This is a genomic window from Streptomyces sp. NBC_00212 (assembly GCF_045206365.1).
In the GTDB taxonomy this organism is placed as follows: Bacteria; Actinomycetota; Actinomycetes; order Streptomycetales; family Streptomycetaceae; genus Streptomyces.
On the sequence record NZ_CP108115.1, the window covers coordinates 7,738,989 to 7,757,335 of the forward strand.

Annotated in this window: 11 protein-coding genes; 5 read left to right on the top strand and 6 right to left on the bottom strand. The window is 72.7% G+C overall.

Annotated elements, in window-relative coordinates; all coding sequences use genetic code 11:
* Window positions 1–12: 12 nt before the first annotated feature.
* The 4 genes from OHA17_RS35300 to OHA17_RS35315 form a co-directional block, all read right to left on the bottom strand.
* On the bottom strand, window positions 13–1,515 hold the full coding sequence (locus OHA17_RS35300; protein WP_406509867.1) for an MFS transporter: 1,503 nt from the start codon (window positions 1,513–1,515) through the stop codon (window positions 13–15).
* Between the two features lie 138 nt (window positions 1,516–1,653).
* Entirely contained in the window at window positions 1,654–3,198 is a 1,545-nt protein-coding gene (locus OHA17_RS35305) for a carboxylesterase/lipase family protein (protein ID WP_406509868.1), read from the bottom strand.
* 166 nt (window positions 3,199–3,364) lie between these two features.
* Complete coding sequence (locus tag OHA17_RS35310; RefSeq protein ID WP_398875145.1) at window positions 3,365–3,568, bottom strand: hypothetical protein; 204 nt, start codon at window positions 3,566–3,568, stop codon at window positions 3,365–3,367.
* A 234-nt stretch (window positions 3,569–3,802) separates the two neighbouring features.
* A complete protein-coding gene (locus tag OHA17_RS35315) occupies window positions 3,803–6,370 on the bottom strand; it encodes a Helicase associated domain protein (protein ID WP_406509869.1) in 2,568 nt (855 codons plus the stop codon).
* Between the two features lie 213 nt (window positions 6,371–6,583).
* Here OHA17_RS35315 and OHA17_RS35320 point away from each other — a divergent pair, with 213 nt between their 5' ends.
* Window positions 6,584–7,918: a serine hydrolase domain-containing protein gene (locus OHA17_RS35320; RefSeq protein ID WP_406509870.1), complete on the top strand. Its 1,335-nt coding sequence runs from the start codon at window positions 6,584–6,586 to the stop codon at window positions 7,916–7,918.
* 57 nt (window positions 7,919–7,975) lie between these two features.
* Here the strand turns inward: OHA17_RS35320 and OHA17_RS35325 are convergent, their stop codons facing one another.
* Window positions 7,976–9,685 (bottom strand): PQQ-binding-like beta-propeller repeat protein, encoded by a 1,710-nt coding sequence (locus OHA17_RS35325; protein WP_406509871.1) that lies wholly within the window; start codon window positions 9,683–9,685, stop codon window positions 7,976–7,978.
* Window positions 9,686–9,881: 196 nt separating this feature from the next.
* Between OHA17_RS35325 and OHA17_RS35330 the strand changes: the two genes are divergently transcribed.
* On the top strand, window positions 9,882–10,784 hold the full coding sequence (locus OHA17_RS35330; RefSeq protein WP_406509872.1) for a hypothetical protein: 903 nt from the start codon (window positions 9,882–9,884) through the stop codon (window positions 10,782–10,784).
* Window positions 10,785–10,837: 53 nt separating this feature from the next.
* Here OHA17_RS35330 and OHA17_RS35335 read toward each other — a convergent pair whose 3' ends face one another.
* The gene (locus OHA17_RS35335) at window positions 10,838–12,622 is read right to left on the bottom strand and encodes a M4 family metallopeptidase (protein WP_406509873.1); all 1,785 of its coding nucleotides are present in this window, start codon (window positions 12,620–12,622) and stop codon (window positions 10,838–10,840) included.
* Between the two features lie 397 nt (window positions 12,623–13,019).
* Between OHA17_RS35335 and OHA17_RS35340 the strand changes: the two genes are divergently transcribed.
* The 3 genes from OHA17_RS35340 to OHA17_RS35350 all read left to right on the top strand — a co-directional run bounded on the left by OHA17_RS35340 (window position 13,020) and on the right by OHA17_RS35350 (window position 18,284).
* Window positions 13,020–16,784 carry a helix-turn-helix domain-containing protein gene (locus tag OHA17_RS35340; RefSeq protein WP_406509874.1) on the top strand — a complete coding sequence of 1,255 codons (3,765 nt, stop codon included), beginning with the start codon at window positions 13,020–13,022 and terminating at the stop codon, window positions 16,782–16,784.
* Between the two features lie 202 nt (window positions 16,785–16,986).
* Entirely contained in the window at window positions 16,987–17,862 is an 876-nt protein-coding gene (locus OHA17_RS35345) for a C40 family peptidase (protein ID WP_406509875.1), read from the top strand.
* A 44-nt stretch (window positions 17,863–17,906) separates the two neighbouring features.
* Complete coding sequence (locus tag OHA17_RS35350) at window positions 17,907–18,284, top strand: hypothetical protein (RefSeq protein WP_053726779.1); 378 nt, start codon at window positions 17,907–17,909, stop codon at window positions 18,282–18,284.
* The last annotated feature ends 63 nt before the right edge of the window (window positions 18,285–18,347 follow it).

Sequence of the window (18,347 nt, forward strand, 5' to 3'; positions counted from 1 at the left end):
CGCGGCCCGGACCTACGCCGCCGGCGCCCCCGGCGGCGTCGTGCCCTCGGCCGCCGCCGCGAGCCGCGCGGACAGCGGGGCGGCGATGTCCTCCAGGGACTTGCCCTCCGCGTCGATCGCGAGGAACGCGGCCACCACCCCGGCCGCCGTCATCAGCGCCGCGCCGATGCCGAAGGCGATGACGGCGTCGCCGACCACCCCGCTGGACGTCAGCGCCGAGAAGACCAGCGGCCCCGAGATGCCGCCCGCGGCCGTACCGAGCGCATAGAAGAAGGCGATCGCCATGGCCCGCGTCTCCATCGGGAAGATCTCGCTCACCGTGAGGTACGCGGAACTGGCACCCGCCGACGCGAAGAACAGCACCACACACCAACAAGCCGTCATCGTCGTGGCGTTGAGCCACCCCTGGGCGAAGAACCACGCGGTCACGAAGAGCAGAACGCCCGACAGCACATACGTACCGGCGATCATCCTGCGGCGGCCGACCGTGTCGAAGAGCTTGCCGAGCAGCAGCGGGCCCAGGAAGTTGCCGAAGGCGATCACGGCGAAGAAGTAGCCGGTCGTTCCGCTGGAGACGTCGAAGAACTTCACCAGGATCGAACTGAACCCGAACGTGATCGCGTTGTAGAGGAAGGCCTGCCCGATGAACAGGGCGAAGCCGAGCACCGCCCGCTTGGGGTAGGCCTTGAACAGGGTCCGGGCGATCTCGACGAAGCCCACGCTCTCGCGCTGCTCGATGGTGATCGACCGCCCCGGCGGCGGGAGCCGCTCGCCGGTCTGCTCCTCCACCTCGTGCTCCACGTCGTCGAGCAACTGCTCCGCGCCCTCCTCGCGGCCGTGGATGAACATCCACCGTGGACTCTCCGGCACGTGCCGCCGCACCAGCAGGATGACGAGACCGAGCACGACGCCGAGGGCGAAGGTGAGCCGCCAGCCGACGTTCTCCGGCAGGATGTCGGTGTTCAGCGCGACGACGGAGAGCAGCGCCCCGCCCATCGCGCCCAGCCAGTAGCTCCCGTTGATGATGAGGTCCACCCGGCCGCGGTACTTGCTCGGGATCAGCTCGTCGATGGCGGAGTTGATGGCCGCGTACTCGCCGCCGATGCCGAACCCGGTCAGGAAGCGGAACAGGAAGAACCACCACGCCGAGAAGGACAGCGCGGTCATCGCGGTGGCCGCGAGATACACCGCGAGGGTGACCAGGAACAGCTTCTTGCGCCCGAACCGGTCGGTCAGCCAGCCGAAGAACAGCGCCCCCGCACAGGCCCCCGCCACATACAGCGCGGCGCCAAGGCCTGTGACCTGGGCGTCGGTGATCGCGAGCCCGCTGCCGCGCTCCGAGAGCCGGCTCGCGATGTTCCCGACGACGGTGACTTCGAGCCCGTCCAGGATCCACACGGTGCCGAGACCGATCACGATCATCCAGTGCCAGCGCGACCAGGGCAGCCGGTCCAGCCTCGCCGGCACCTCGGTCGTGATGGTCCGTGGCCCCGGGCCCCGCACCGCGCTGCTCATGAACCGCCTCCTGCCGCCGCGAGCCGAAACCGCACCTGCCGGACGCGAGTACCCGGCGCTCACCGGACATACTCCCCGCGATCGCCCGCACCCAGTCGGACCCGAACAGGTGGCGCGCCCCGCGGCCGGCAGCGGCTCTCAGACGGAGGGAACGGGATCCGCGTCCTGGCTCAACTCCAGGGCGGAGAAGGTGTGTTGGGCCCAGATGTGACGCGATGTCTCGTGCGGGTACGGCACGGTGTGCGGCTCGGCCGCGAACACGCGGGTCAGCCGGCCGTCGGTGCGGTAGCGGGCCCAGCCCGGGTCGCCGTGCGCCGCGAACGCGGTCCACGCGCTGCCCATCGCATCCGAGACGGCCACGGCCTCGGCCGGCGGTTCCGCGCCGAGCACCATCGTGGCGATCCCGCCGCGCAGCGTGCCGAACACCAGCGGCACATCGAGCCCGTGACAGGCGCCGAGCGCACCGCCCAACGCCGGTGCCCCCCACGCCAGTTCATAGGTGTACGTGGTGCCGCCGCCCATCGCGTGCGCCTCGGCCAGGTGCAGGCTCGGCATCCGGAACAGCCAGTCCGACATGACCAGGTCCTGCATCGTGGTCGGGTCGGCCTCCGGATGGCCGGCCCGGTAGGCCGCCGCCCCCTCGCGGCTCGGCGCGAACCTCGCCAGGGTGGTGTCGGCCTCCTCCTGGGTGACCTTTCCGTAGCGGCCCGCCATCACCGTGAACAGCCGTGCCTCGTCCCGGGTGTGACCCGCGATCAGTTCGACGTCGCGGCTCTGCCCGGCGCGCAGCGCCTCCCAGGGCGAACGGGGAAGCACCTCGCCGTCGACCACCGGTGAGAACGGGAGGTGGGCGTGGGCGATCCGGCCCCAACGCGCCCCGTACTGCGTGATCTTGCCGAGCACCGCGTCCGCCGCGTCCCGCAGGGCCTTCGGCGACACAGGAGCCAGCGCGTCCCAGGTGGCGGGCAGGCCGAGCTCGCCGGCCACGCTCGCGCCGACGTCCGCGGCCAGCGCCGGGCTGAAGACCGTGCCCGGGACGCTCTGCGCCACGGCCCGGTGGAAGAGACCGGCCGCGCTCGGCATCGCCAGGAGGGCCGCGATCGCGCCCGCCCCCGCGGACTCGCCGAAGACGGTCACCCGGCCCGGGTCGCCGCCGAACCCCGCGATGTTGTCCCGCACCCACTCCAGGGCGGCGACCTGGTCGAGGAGCGCCCGGTTGGGCACCGCGCCCTCGAAGTGGCCGTACCCCTCGGCGCCCACCCGGTGGTTGAAGGTCACGACGACCGTGCCCCGGCGGGCCAGCGCCGTCCCGTCGTAGGTGGGCCCGTCGGACGAGCCGACCAGGAAGGCCCCGCCGTATATCCACACCATGACGGGCAGCCGGGCCGACCCGCTCGGATCCGGCGACCAGACGTTGACCGTCAGCCACTCGTCCGAATCACCCGGGCTCTCGGGACCCGAGCCGAACCCCAGGCCGAGCGACTGCGGGGGAGTGGGGCCGAACGAGAGGGCCTCGCGTACGCCGTCCCACGGCAGGGCGGGCGCGGGCGGGGCCAGGTGCAGCGGGCCGACGGGCGGCTGGGCGAACGGGATGCCGCGGAAGACGGCCATGCCGTCCGCGACGCGTCCGCGGACGGTTCCGGAGGTCGTACGGATCTCGGGTGCGGGCGTGCGTCCGGTCATGCGATGTCCCTTCTCGGCAGCGGGACTCCACGATACGGAAGCCGAGGAGGGGAGGTGAGTGGCGGGTGCGCATGACGGGCCCAACTCCCCGCCTGGCATGGGTAGTTGGGGCAGGTGCGGAAAGGGGCGGCGGGCGGACGGAGCGTGGCCCGCCCGCCCGGCCGGGCTACGGAACTTCGCGCAGGTACAGCGCGCCGCAGGTGTGACAGAAGGGGCGGGCGCGGTCCGTGCCCCAGGCGTCGTCGGGCTGTTCGTCGGCGCCCTCGACCAAGTCGTGTCCGCACATGGCCTGTTTCTCGTCGCCGCGGACCATGTGCCATTCCTTCAGGGTGTCGCCGTCGGGTCTTTCGGCAACGATGCGATGGCGCACTGGTGACTCCTCATCCGTATCGGGCCGCGCCCGGCCGCCCGGCCGCGGACGCCGGGTACGCCCCGGCCTTTCGACACTGTCACCGGTACCGCGCCGACGCATGCGGAACACCCGCCGAAGGTGACACGGCGGTTCTCGTCGCGCGGCGTGTTCCATGAGCGCCTCGGCCGTGGCGCGGGCCCGGCGGGCCGGGGCGAGGCGGACCGCTGCCCGCGCTGATCCGCCGGACGGCCGCTACGCCCAGTCGACGCCCAGCTGGGCGAGCGCGCTGCGCTGGGTGTGGCTGAGCCCGGCGCGCCGGGTCTTGGTGTTCGAGTACCAGATGCCCAGCTTCACGACGGTGCCGTCCGGCAGCGTCTCCTCGTGCCCCCGGGGAATGGTGGTGCGGGCTTCCCGCCGGACGTACTGCCCGAGCGCCGCGAGGCCGCGGGTGAAGGCGGCCGGCGCCTTGCCCGTGCCGGTCTTCGCGTCCGGGCGGGGCGGTTTCGCGGGCCTGAGGCCCAGCGCGGAGAGCCGTTCCCGCTGGGCCTCGGACAGGGCGCGCCAGTCCTGCCGCTGCCGCTCGGCCCAGCGCCCGAGGTCGTCGCCGTCGAAGGTCACCCCGGGCCGGATGTCGGGAAGGGAGCCGTCGGCGGCCACGAGGTCGCGCAGCACGGCGTACTGCCGCTGCCAGTCGAGGGGCCAGGGGCAGTTCCAGTCGGGGTCGATCGCGGCCAGCTGGGCCGCCCGGCGCTCCACCCGCTCCGGGTCCTTGCCGAGCCCGCCCGTCCGGCGCAGATTGGCCAGGTGCTGCCCGACCGGCTCGTCCAGCCAGACGGCGTCCTGGCGGGGCGCCAGATGGTTGTGGACGCGGTGGAAGGCGCGGAACGCCGCGAGCTTGCCCTCCCACGCCTCGTCGCCCGGCTCCCACACCATCCCCGCCTCGTCGAGCTGGAACTTGCGATGCTCGTCGAGTTCGCCGGTCCGCAGCGCCCGCCGCTGCTGCGCGACCCACCGGCCGAGCGGGAACCGGGTCACACCCAGGGCGACTTCGGTGTCGTACGGGACGGACACGAGCCCGGTGTAGTGGTGCTCGGCGCGCCAGCGGCGCAGCGCGTTCAGCCCCTCCAGCCACACCAGGGACTCGGGGCGGTAGACCCGGGTGCGCAGGAACGCGGCGACGGTGGCCGGATCGCGCGGCGTCGAGAAGCGCAGGAGCGGGTTCGCGGCATCGTCGGGGGACTCGACGATCCGGCCCCGGCTGTCGCGGCGCAGGTGCGGGTGGCGGCCGCTGTCGGCCGCGCGGGTCAGCGCGTGCGAGGCGAGCTGCTCGACGAGCCGCTCGTCGTGCGAGCGCAGCCCCTGCAGGACGGCCACGAGCGGGGCGTAACTCGCCGAGGCGATCATGTCCTGCGGGTCCTCGTCGCGGCCGAGGAAGACGGGCACCAGGATCCGGGCGGTCTTGGTGGTGCCGTCCGGGTTGGGCCGCAGCGCCCGGCCGATGTTCTGGACGATCTCGACCTGGGAACCCCGGGCGTCGGCGAAGCAGATCGCCTCCACACCGCGCGCGCCGACGATGTCCACGCCCTCGCCGAGCACCCGGACACTCGCGAGGAACGCGCGGTGCACGCTGCGTCCCCCGGCGTCGGTGCCGTCCGCGAACTGCCGCAGCACATCCCGCCGTTCGGACACCAGATGGTCCCCGCACAGCCACTCGGCCCACACCCGGTCCGCCGGGACGTGGCGGTCCGCTTCGAGCCCGTACGGCTCGGCCTGCGAGGGCGGAAGCTTCGCGGCCCGGCGCCGCGCCCTGGAGCTCACCTCGCTCGTGTACAGCTCGGCCGCGGTCTCCGGGAGCCGGGCGGCGAAGGCCTTGGCCTCCTCGACGCGGTGGTGGAACGTCATCACGGTGTGCAGGTCGTGCGCCGCCGCGTGTTCCAGGAGCGCGGTCTGGAGCAGCGCCAGGCGACGGCCCCGCCGCTCCTCCTCCGAGGCACGGGCGCGCAGCGGCGCGGGGTCGCGGATCTCCAGTACGTCGATCTCGAAACCGGCCAGGATGCCGCGCTCGACGGCCTCCGCGAGCCCGAGCTGGACGATCTGTCGGCCGTAGGTGGCCGAGTCCGTGGTCATGCTGGCGATCTCCTGCTCCCGGCCGTCCTTTCCGCGCGGGGGCCGGGGCGCGGCGAGGATCCGCGGGGTGGCCGTCAGGTACAGCCGCCGGCCGGCCGGGACGCGGTCCTGGTCGTGGACGGCCGCCCAGGGGCGCCCGGTGTCGCCGGCCGTGCGGTGGGCCTCGTCCACCACGGCGAGGTCGAACGGGTCGAGCCGCTGTCCGTACATCAACTCGCCGCCCGCCAGGGCCAGTTCGAGCGGACCGGGCACTTTCTCCACTCCGAGCAGGGCCCCTTCCTCGGGGTCGTCCCGCTCCACCAGTGAGGCGTACGTGGCGAGCACGACGACAGGACCCCGCCCGGCCCACAGGGCCAGCTGGATGGGGTTGGTGGTGCACCGCACCCCCAGCCCGTCCAGGACCTCGTCCCTCTCCAGGGAACACACCGCGACCATCGGGGAGCGGTGGCCCACGGCTCGCCAGGCCCGCGCTGTCTGCACCAGGAGGTCGAGGGTGGGCACGAGCACCAGGATCCGGCCGCGCGGGAACATCTCCAGCGTGGCCGACGCGGCGGTGTAGGTCTTGCCGCTGCCCGTCGCCGACACGACGGTGGCCCGGGCCCCGCCCTTGGGCACGTCGGTGCGCGCCGGGAAGCCGAACTCGGCGAGGATCCGCGCCTTCGCGTCCACCTGGTGCTCACGGAGCCTGATCACGCTCGCCCACCGTTCCTCATCGCTGCCTCCGGCCACTTGCGACGCCCGGAGAAGGAAAACTCTAAGCCCCGCCCGCCTGCCGTCCGGTGGCCGAGAGCGGCTCGTCCGTTCGGTGCAGTGCGCAGGATCAAGATCGGTCGCCGGGATGATTTGCCCGGACCGGGCCCCTTGCGACAGTTGATGCCCAGTTCGCCCATCCGAAAGGGAGACCCCATGTCGTTAGCCCGCCCGGACCGGCGTCGCCGCGCACGCGTCGCCAAAACCACCGCCGCCCTGGCGGTGGCCCTCCTCGCGACCGTCGTCCCGGCCCAGGCCGCGCCCGCCCCCACGGCCCCTTCCGCCCCCGCCGCGACGGCCGCTTCGGCGGGCCTGGACCGCAAGGCGCTCGGCGCCGCGCTGGACGCGGTCCACGCGGCGGGCATGTACGGCGTGAACACGGAGGTCAGAGACGGCAGTCAGGAGTGGCAGGGCGCCACGGGGCTCGCCGACGTCGGCGCGGGCCGCCCCATGAGGCCTCAGCTCCAGCACCGCGTGGGCAGCGTCACCAAGGCGTTCACCTCGGTCGCCGTGCTCCAGCAGGTCGCCGAGGGCCGCATCGACCTCGACGCCCCGATCGGCCGCTACCTCCCCGACACCGTCCCCGGCGAGCGCGGGCAGGCGATCACCGTACGGATGCTGCTCAACCACACCAGCGGCATCGGCGACTACATCCCGGGCGCGTTCCCCTCCCTGCTGGAGAAGTCGACCAAGAGCCTGGACGACAACCGCTTCCGCCACTTCCGGCCCGAAGAACTGGCCCGCCTCGGCGTCGAGGCCGAGCCCACCGGCAAGCCCGGCGAGAAGTGGTCGTACTCCAACACCAACTACATCATCGCCGGGATGCTGATCCAGAAGGTCACCGGCGAGGACCCCGAGGCGTACATCACCCGCGAGGTCATCCAGAAGGCGGGGCTGCGCAACACCTACTTCCCGCGCTCCCCGTACATATCCGGACCGCACCCCAAGATGTACGAGTCGTTCTACGGGCTGATCGACCCGCCGCGCGACTACAGCGTGTACGACATGTCGTGGGGCGGGACCGCGGGGGCCCTCGTCTCGACGACGGGCGACCTCGACGACTTCTACCGCAAGCTGCTGCGCGGCCATCTCCTGCCCGCCGCACAGCTCCACCAGATGCAGACCACGGTGCCGGTGCTCGGCGAGAACGGCGAGGTCGTGATGGGCTACGGCCTCGGCGTGGCCGCCGTCGACCTGCCGTGCGGGCGGTTCTGGGGGCACGACGGAGCGGTGTTCGGGGCCGGGACGTCCGTCCTGTCCAGCCCGGACGGCAAGCGCCAGATGGCCACCGCCTACAACCTGATGAAGTATCAGAAGCTGGACAAGGACGGGAAGGTGGAGCCGAGCCCGATCGACGCCGCGCTCGACGGCTTCTACCTCCAGGCGCTGTGCGGCAAGGACGCGGGCGACCGGACGGGCAAGCCCGCCGCCCCCGCCGTGCCGCTCCCGCGCACCCAGGATCTCGCCCCGGCGACGGCCCCGCGCCTGTGACCGATCGCCCGACCCGCCTCCGCGGTCCGCGCTTCGGACCGCCGAGGCACCGGTGGGTCAGCCGAACGACAGGGCCGCGTTCACCCTGGCGTTCGGCGTCGGGTTCTCCACCCGGTTGTTGAGCATGAACAGCCGGCCTCCCGCCCAGGCCAGGTGCGGCGAGAAGAAGCTGCGCTGGGCGTCGGCGGCGGCCTGGGGGCTCTGCAGGAACACCTGCGGGGCGCCGCCCGCCGGGGCCAACGTCGCGACCGCGGAGCCCAGTTGGGGCCCGGCGTCCAGGTAGACCACCACCTTGCCGTTCTCGACGGCGAGCGGGCGCACCTTGCGTGCCTGGGGCGGGTTGGCGCGCCACTTCTCCTTGCCGGTGTTCAGGTCGACGGCGACGACCTGAGTGCCGTCGGCGTCCTTGGTCATGTCCGTGTCCTTGCCGTCGGCCGCTACGTACAGCGTCTGGGCGTCGGCCACTGAGCCGTAGCAGTACTGGAGTTGGTCGACGCTCTGCCCCCAGCCGCTGCACGTACTGGGCATCTGGAACTTCGGCTCGGTCTGGGAGCGGAGCTTGCCGTCCGGGGTGAACGCGAGGATCTTCCAGGTCTTGCCCTCGTGGGGGAGCGCGGTGACGACCAGCGGGTCCACCGACAGGACCTGGCCGATGCGCCAGCCCTTCTCGTACTGGTAGTTCCACTTGGCCTTGCCCGTCACCGGGTCGAGCTCCTGGAGCAGGTCGCCCGGCTGGTCCTTGACGTCGTTCGGGTCGAAGCAGAACCCCGCGCTGATCAGCCGGACGCCGCCGGCGAAGCCCTGGGGGCTGCAACCGCCCTGACCCTGCAGGTCGTACAGCTTGTGGCCGTCGGTGACGGAGAAGCCGGTCGCGCCGCCCGACCAGGCGACCGCGACGGTGTCGCCGGAGATCGCCATGTTGAGGGTGAGCGCGGAATTGGTGGGCTTGTCCTCGGCCCTGACCGCCTTCCAGCCCGCCTTGCCGGAGGCCAGGTCGATCTGCTGGAGGACCTTGCAGTGGGCGCCCTTGGTGTTGCTCTCCAGAACGCCGACGACCAGCTTGTTCTGGGCGGACGGTGCGCGCGGCACCCCGCACAACGGGGTGTCGAAGGTGACCTTCCACCGCTCCTTGCCGTCGGCCACCCCGTAGCCGGTGACCTCCTTGTACATCGCCTTGACCATCACGTCGCCGACCCGCCACGGGCCGTACTGCCAGGCGCCGTCCTTGACCAGCGGAGTCCTGTTCTCGTTCAGCCAGACGTGTGCCTGGCCCGCCGTGATGCCCGCGTTGGGGTCGTAGTCGCCCCCGCCGTCGCCGGTGCCCTTGCCGTCGCCCTGGTCGACGGAGGGCGAACCGGAGGGAGTGGGGGAGGCGCTGGACTTGGCGACGGGCTTGCCGCCGTCACCGCCGGTCGTCGCGAAGTACACTCCGCCGCCGATCACCAGGAGGCCCGCCACTCCTGCGGCCACCATCAGAGCTCGCCTGCCCCGGAACGGGTCGCGGCCGGCCGGGGGCGGCGCCATCGGCGGCTGCTGTGGCGGCCCGAATCCGCCCGACTGCGGCTGTGCGTAAGGGTTCCCCGGCACGGGCCCCTGCCCCGCAGGCATCGGGTGCCCCTGCCCGTAGCCGGGCCGGACCGGTGGCGGCTGCCGCTGCTCCGAGGCGGGTGGCAGCAGGCCGGCACCGGGCCACTGGAAGCCGTCCGGCCGGTGCGGATCCAAGTTCCCATCGGGGTCCGGCAGTTCTCCGGAGTTACGAGCGGTCATGCGTCCAGTGTGACGGGTGGGGCGAATTCTGTGGAGTGGCTTTCTGGCATGGCAACAGCGGGGCGAGTCTCGGCAGCCTCCATGCCGTACGGGAGTTGAACGTGGCCTGATTCGGACCGGCCGTGTTCCCAAGCGCCGTCGCCGTCCCCAATGCTCTGCCGGGGAAACGGCGACGGAGCGAGAGGGGACGGGCACGATGACCGATGCTCAGCGGACCGGCTCGGCAGCGGGCGGCGGGGTGGGAGTGGCGGGCACCGCCGCCGCGGAGGGCATGGCCCCGTTCGACGACCTCTACGATCAACCTGATCCCCGGGCCTACTTCAGGGTGCTCGGCCCGCTCGAATACCGCACGCCGGGCCACGCGCAGCACATCTTCCGGCGGCTGCGGTCCGCCCTCGACGCGGCCGCTCCGGCCGACGGGCCGCCGCTGACCGTGCTCGACCTGTGCTGCTCGTACGGCATCAACGCGGCCCTGCTCAACCACGACGTGACGCTGGAGGACCTGTACGAGCGCTACACCTCGCACGAGGCCGCCTCGATGAGCACGGCCCAACTGGCCGACTGGGACCGGGAGTTCTACGCCGCGCGACGCCGGCGCGACCCGGTCCGCGTCGTCGGGCTCGACATCGCCCCGCACGCCGTCGCCTACGGGCGGGCCGTCGGGCTGCTCGCGGACGGGTTCGCCGAGAACCTTGAGGACGCCCCGCCCAGCCCGGCCCTGCGCCGCGCGGTGCGCGAGGCCCGGCTGATCACCGTGACGGGCGGCACCAGCTTCCTGTCGCCCCGCACCTTCCGGCCGCTGCTCTCCGCGGCGCGCGGACCGGTGTGGGTCGCCTCGTTCGTGCTGCGCACCACCGCGTACACGGAGATCTCCGGGTGCCTCGCCGCGTTCGGCCTCGCCACCGAGCGGGCCGCTCCCACCTTCCCGCAGCGCCGCTTCACCGACGAACGCGAACGCCGCTACGCCATCGACACGGTGACCGCGGCCGGCCACGACCCCGAGGGCAAGGAGTCGGACGGCTACTTCCACACCGCCCTGCACCTGTCGCGTCCCACCAGCGATGTGGTGATGACACCACTCGACACCCTGGTTCCATAGCCGGACACACCACTGCCGCCCCGCACTTCGCGGGGCGGCAGTGGTGTGCTCGGTCAGTTGGCGGACGGGGCGTTCGCCGCGGTCACGTTGACGGCGGCCCAGGCCTTGTCCACCGTCTTGTACTCGGTGCTGCTCGCGCCGTACAGGTCGGCGGCCGCGCTCAGCGTGGCGGTGCGGGCGTCGTGGAAGTCGGTCGTGGAGACCATGTACCGGGTGAGCGCCCGGTAGAAGATCTGCGTCGCCTTGTCCCGGCCGATGCCGGCCACCGTCGAGCCGTCGTAGGTCGGCGAGTCGTAGGCCACCGAGTTGATGGTCTTCTTGCCGCTGCCCTCGGCCAGCAGGTAGTAGGCGTGCGAGGAGACGCCCGAACCCGCGTGGACCTCGGTGTCGTACGACGCCTTCGACCAGTAGTCGACCGTGCCTTCGAGCTTGTCGAGGGACGGCTTGTCCAGGCGGCGCAGGAACTTCTGCTGCAGGCCGAGCTTCTCGCCCATCAGGTAGTTGGGCGGGTTGTTCGGGTTGTTGGTGGCGAACTCGACGTTGCTGCCGAAGATGTCGGCGAGCGACTCGTTCAGCGCGCCGGGCTCGCCGAACTGGTTGTCGTTGGCGTCGACACGGGTCGGCTGGAGGTTCGCCGTGGCGTCCACGACGCCGTGGGTGAGCTCGTGGCCGGTGACGTCGAGGACGACGAGGGGCTGCGCGAAGGTCTGCCCGTCACCGTCGCCGTACAGCATGCAGCCGCAGTCGGAGGACCAGAAGGCGTTGCCGACCTTGCTGCCGAAGTGCACAAGGGCGTGCGCGCCGGCCCCGTCGTTCTTGATCCCGTTGCGGCCGAACGTCTTCTTGTAGAAGTCGAGGGTGCTGGTGATGCCGTACTGCGCGTCGACGGCGGCCGTGGAGCGGTCGCTCGCCTTTCCGGTGCCCCAGCGGTTGGTGGTGCTGGTGAACGCCTTGCCGCCGGTGAACTGCTCCAGCTCCTTGTTGCCGGCGTCGCGGGTCTCGGTCTGGCCGCGGCTCGGGTCCTTGAGCGTGAAGGCGCTCTTCGCGGTCTGCGTGGTGGTCAGCGACACGCTGCCGACGAACAGGGACGAGCCGGTGCCGGTCGCCTGTGCGGGGAAACCGGTCGCGGCGGACGAGGCGAACGGGGCCGGCGACGCCGTGCCCAGCGCGGGGCTGAGCTTCTGGCCGCTCTTGCGGAGCTTCTCCTGGACGCTGGGCGACAGGAACGAATCGCTGGCCGGGGTGTTGCTGAGGACCGTGCCGGTGGCCGCGTCGACGACGACCGTACGGCTGCCGGACTCGGCGGTGGAGCTGTCCTTCACCTGGATCTGGTAGGCGAGCGCCGAGCGCCCGGCGCGGGCGTCGACCACGAGCTGGGCGGCGCCGGCCGTGCCCTTCGCGATGGCGGCGGCCTTCGCCTGGGCCTGTCCCGCCGTCACCTTGGCGCTGGTGGTGGGAACGTCGACCTGGTGGCGCAGTGCCCGGGTCACACCGGTGTAGCCGGATCTGGCGTCGAGGTGGATGACGAGGTCGCCGCCGAGGACCGGGAGTCCGCGGTGCGAGCGTATGAAGCGGACGTGCTGCTTGCCGTCGGCGTCGACCAGGACGTCGGTGGCCTGAAGCGTGTCGTCCTTGCCGACTCCGGTGGCGGAGGCGTGGGCGACGGCCGCGGTGCGGGCCGCGTCGATCACCGGCTGGAAACCGGCGCTCGCGGCGGGGGCGGTGGCCCCCTGGGCGGTCGGGGCGGCGAAGGCCGTGGCCCCGCTTCCCGCCGTGATGGTGACGGCCGTGGTGACGGCCAGGGCTATCGCCAGGCTGCGTATGTGGGGTGTACGCACGGTGGGGGGTCCTTAGAGGGTGCGGGGGCGGTCGGCTCAACAACCACCCGTACGCACGGTGCTGTTGTGCACCGTGGGGACCGTGTGGTCCCGGCCGAAACCCTGCTATGCCTGGCATGAACATGTAAAGAGGGATGATCGAGTTCTGTGCTCCCGGAACCCAGATTTAACAATTGCCCGGGACTTCGATGGCTGGAAGGTGTCCAGCTCCCCTCACCGGCCCAGATGCATGATCACGCCAAGGGGTTGCCCGGCTCCCGCAAGGTTTGGGCGAAGGTCCAGGTACGGAGTTCGCGTTGCCCAACGAACCCGGCTCGTACGTCTGTTGCCGACCGGAACCCGACGAAGTTCGTCCTTTTCAGGCGTACGCCCCGTCCGTCACGGAAAGGTAGGTGCCGTGCCAACGGACGACGAAACGGCCGACGGATTCGCAGCGGAGCTGCGGCGCCTGCGAGGCCTGCGCAAGGTGTCCCTCACGGGACTGGCCCGCTCGATCCACTACAGCAAGGGATACCTCAGCAAGATCGAGAACGGCAGCAAGCCGCCCACCCTCGACGTCGCCCGCCGCTGCGACGACGCCCTTGGCGCCCAGGGCGAACTCGTGCGCCTGCTGCCCAAACCGGCCGCCGTGCCCGCTGCGCGCACCGCGCACGGCGGCCCCGCCGAGACGGCCCAGTGCCCCTACCGCGGGCTCGCCGCCTACGGGCCGCAGGACGCCGCATGGTTCTACGGCCGCGAGAGCGCGACGGCCGAACTGACCGGACGGCTCGCCGAACGGATGGGCCGCGGCCCGCTCGCCGTGGTCGCCCCTTCGGGCGCCGGGAAGTCCTCGCTGCTCCAGGCCGGGCTGCTGCCCGCGCTGCGCCGCGGCGCCCTGCCCGTACCCGGCTCCGACGACTGGCCGGTCGTGGTGTGCACCCCAACCGCCCACCCGCTCAAGGAACTTCTGCGCTGCGCGTCCGACGTGCTCGGCGCGGCGGGCGCGGAGATCACCCCCGAAGCGCTGGCCGCGCGCCCGCGCACCCTGCTCGACGCCTGCGCGGCGCACGGCCGCAGCCCCGGCCTGGTCCTCGTGGTCGACCAGTTCGAGGAGGTCTTCACCCTCTGCGAGGACGAGCGTGAGCGCCGCGACTTCGTCGCGGTCCTCCACTCCCTGGCCACCGCCCGCGACGTCGACGGCGCCACCGCCCGCGCCGCCGTCGTGGTCGGCCTGCGCGCCGACTTCTGCGGCCGCTGCCTGGACCACCCGCACCTCGTGGAGGTCTTCACGCACGGCCTGTTCGCTCTCGGCCCGATGTCCGCAACCCAGCTGCGCCAGGCCATCACGGGACCCGCTGAACGAGCCGGGCTCAGCCTCGAACCAGGCCTGGTGGAACTCCTGTTGAGGGATCTGGGCACCGACTCGGCGGCCTCCGTCGGCTCGCTCCCCCTGCTCGCGCACGCCCTCCTCGTCACCTGGCAGCAGCGCACCAGCCGCACCCTGACCGTGGCCGGCTACGAGACGACCGGCGGCATCCACGGCGCCGTCGCCCGCACCGCCGAGTCGGTCCACGCCCGGCTCGACCCGGCCGAACAGCTGACGGCCCGCCAGCTCCTCGTCCGCCTCGTGCACGTGGCGGACGACAGCGCGGAGACCCGCAGACCCGTCGAACGCGACCTGCTGATACGGCAGTTGACCGACCCCGAGTCCGGCGCCCGCGCCCTCGACGCCTTCGTCCGCGCCCGGCTCGTCACCGCGGGCAGCGAGGCGGTGGAGATCACCCACGAGGCCCTCCTGCACGCCTGGCCACGGCTGCGCGGCTGGATCGACGCAGACCGGGCGGGCCTGGTGATGCGCCAGGAGGTCTCCGACGCCGCGACCCAGTGGGTCCGGGCCGACCGCGACCCGAGCCTCCTCTACCGGGGCACCCGCCTCGCCGCCGTGCGCGACCGGACGCAGCAGGCCTCCGACCGGGCCCAACTCGGGCCGGTGGAGCGGGAGTTCGTCGATGCCTGCGAAGCCGAGGAAGGGCGCGGGGAGCGCACGGCCCGGCGCCAGACCCGGATCCGCCGCGCCCTGCTCGTCACCCTCGCCGGGCTCCTCGCGGTCGCGGTGACGGCCGGAGCCCTCGCCTTCCAGCAGCGTCAACGGGCCCTGGACCAGAGCCGCACCGCCCAGTCGCAGGCCCTGGCCGTGCGCTCGGGTGCGCTGGCCGCCGGGCAGCCGGAGGCCTCCATGCTGCTGGCCGCCGACGCCTACCGCACCGACCGCACCCCGCAGGCGCGCGGCGCCCTGCTCAGCACCCAGGCGACCTACTTCGACGGGCGGCTGCGCGGCCACTCGGGCCCGGTCAACTCGGTGGCGTTCAGCCCCGACGGCAAGACCCTCGCGACGGCCAGCTCGGACGCGAGCGTGCGGCTCTGGGACACCGCGAGCCACCAGGCGACGGCCACCCTGACCGGCCACACCGGAGCGGTCACCTCAGTCGCCTACTCGGCCGACGGCACACGCCTGGCGACGGCGGGCGCGGACGGCACCGTCCGGCTCTGGGACGCCGCCACCCACCGCATGACCGCGATCCTGCCCGGCCACCAAGGGGCCGTCCGCTCCGTGGCGTTCAGCCCCGACGGCCACACCCTGGTGTCGGGCGGATCCGACCGCACCGTACGCCTGTGGAACGTGCCCGACGGCACCCCGAGCGCCGTCCTCACCGGTCACACCGACGCGGTGATGGCGGTCGCCTTCGCCCCCGACGGGCACACCGTGGCCTCGGCCTCCGCCGATCGCACCGTACGCCTCTGGGATGTGACGGACAGTCAGCCACCCGTGATCCTCACCGGCCACAGCGACCAGGTGCTCGGCGTGGCGTTCAGCCCCGACGGCCACACCCTGGCATCCGGCGGCGCCGACCGCACCGTACGGCTGTGGAACCTGCCCGACGCGACCCTGCGCAGCGTCCTGACCGGGCACAGCGACGACGTCAACGCCGTGGCCTTCACGCGGACCGGAGACACCGTCATCAGCGCCAGCGGCGACGGCACCGTCAAACTGTGGGACGCCGTGAACCACCGGGTGGTCGCCACCCTGTCCGGCCACACCGACTACGTCCTGGCCGTCGCCGCCGGGCCCGACGAACGCCTCGCCACCGCCGGGTTCGACCAGTCCGTGGTGCTGTGGGACCCGGGCCGCTCCGCGCTCACCGCACGGCCGTTCACCGAGGCGTGGCAGTCCGCGTTCTCGCCCGACGGCAGCCTCCTCGCCTCGGCGGAGGCGGACCGCACCGTCCGGATCTGGGACGTCGCCCACCACCGGCTGCGCACCACCCTCACCGGCCACGACGGCTCGGTGTTCGCCGTTGCCTTCTCGCCCGACGGTCGCCTCGTCGCCTCCGCGGGCGCCGACCGCACGGTCAGACTCTGGGACGCGGCGACCGGCCGCCCCGAGGCGACCCTGACCGGCCACGACGGCTCGGTGTTCGCGGTCGCCTTCTCGCCCGACGGTCGCCTCCTCGCCTCGGCGAGCGCCGACCGCACCATCACCCTCTGGGACGTCGCCACGCGGAAGCCGTACGCCACGCTCCACGGCCACGAGGACTTCGTCAACGCCGTCGCGTTCAGCCCGGACGGCCGCACCCTGGCCAGCGGCAGCGACGACCTGACCGTGCGGCTGTGGGACGTGAACGACCCCGGCCGCGGGCCGCGTTCCGTCCTTCGCGGCCACACCGGCTCGGTGCGCTCCGTCGCGTTCGCCCCCGACGGCCGCACTCTGGCCAGCGGCGCCAACGACGGCACCGTACGCCTGTGGGACCTCGCCCGCGGCACGGCGGCCGGCACTCTCGCCGGGCACAGCGGCTCGGTGCGCGCGGTCGCGTTCAGCCCCGACGGCAGGACCCTCGCGAGCAGCGGCAGCGACCAGACCGTACGTCTGTGGAACCCTGATCGCGGCGAGCAGATCGCCACCCTCAGCGGACACACCGGCGCCGTCTGGGGCGTCACCTTCGACCCCGGCCGGCCCGGCACGCTGGCGAGCAGCAGCAACGACGGCACCGTCCGGCTCTGGAACACCGACGTACCCCGCCAACAGGCCGAGGTGTGCCGCCTGTTGGGCGACACCGGGCCCGAACGCTGGGCCCACCTGCTGCCCGACCTGCCCTACCGGCCCCTGTGCCCGTCCACCAACTGACCTGCGGAACCCGGGGTGTTTCCCGCGTGTTTCCCGTTTCCCGTCGGCACGGGAGACGGCCGCCACCTCGACAGGGGCCCTCCGCACGGCACAGTCTCGAACCACCGCGGCAGGTGATCCGGCTCCGCACAGGAGCATCTGCCGCGTGCCAGGCGCCGGCCCGGCGCACGCTCGGAACGTACGACGAAACGGGGAGACAGACATGCACCATACGCTGGTCAGAGCGCGGCGCACCCTCGCCGCGGCGGGCATCGTGGCGGCCTGCGCCATCGTGCCAGCCGCCCAACTCTCTTCGGCGGCGCCCCAGTTGAGGGTGGCCGCAGCGGCCGCCGGAGGCTGCGACGTGCTCGCCCCCGGCGCCTCGGCCACCGCCGAGGCGGCGGTCCGGGCGGCCTGCTCCCAGCTCGGCATCTGGTACACGTGGGGCGGCGGCCACGGGCCGCAGCCCGGCGCCACCTACGGGCAGGTCGACCCCACCGACCCGGCCAGCAACCACGACCCGGAGCGGCTCGGCTTCGACTGCTCGGGCCTGGTCCGCTACGCCTACGCCCGGGCGACCGGGCAGGACATCCTGGCCGGCAACTCCAACAGCCAGTACCACTCCTCGCACGCCACCGCCCGCTTCGGCGCGGCCCAGGGCACCGGGCCGCTGCTGCCCGGCGACCTGATGGCCTGGGGCGGCGACAACTCCATCCACCACATCGCCGTCTACCTCGGCGCGGGCAAGATGGTCGAGGCCCGGCAGTCCGGCACCCATGTGATGGTCAGCGACGTGCGGCTCGGCGGCGACTACAACGGCGCCGTACGCATCGGCGCGGACCCGGGCCAGAACGGCACCTTCTCCACCTGGGGCACCGACGTGTGGACGCACGCCGAACCGTCCACCACGAGCGCCCGGGTCAACAAGTTCACCGGCCCGACCCGCGTGAAGGTCGGCTGCCAGAAGCACGCCCAGCTCGTCGAGGCCGAGGGCTACCGCAACGACGCCTGGTCCTACCTGCCCGACTACAAGGCATGGATCACCAACATCTACATCCAGGGATCCGCCTGGCTCGACGGCGTCCCCACCTGCGCCTGAACAGCCCGGCCCACCTACGCACCCACACCCGCAAGGAGTTCACCGTGAACGCACGCAAGAAGATCGCCCTGTTCCTCTCGGCCACCGCGCTGACCGCCGGCCTCACCGCGACCGGGCTGCCGGCCGCCGTCGCCGCACCCGCCGGGCCCGCGGCCGAGTGCGGGGTCCGCTCGGACGGCCGGCTGTACTGCGGCAACGCGGTCGGCGCGAAGGGCTACGCCGACCGCTCGTACCGCTCGGCCACCCGCGGCACGCTGACCACCGACTTCAACTGGTTCGTGTGCTGGGGCCACGGCGACCCGCACCAGGGCGGAAACGACATCTGGTACTGGACGCAGCTCGACAACGGCGCCTGGGGCAACGTCCCGGCCGTCAGCCTGAGGACCGGCCAGGACCCCGCCCCCGGCCTGCGCGAGTGCTGACCCCGGCACCCCTCTAGAGCACCGGGCCGCCCGTCGATCCCCCGACGGGCGGTCCGGCCAACT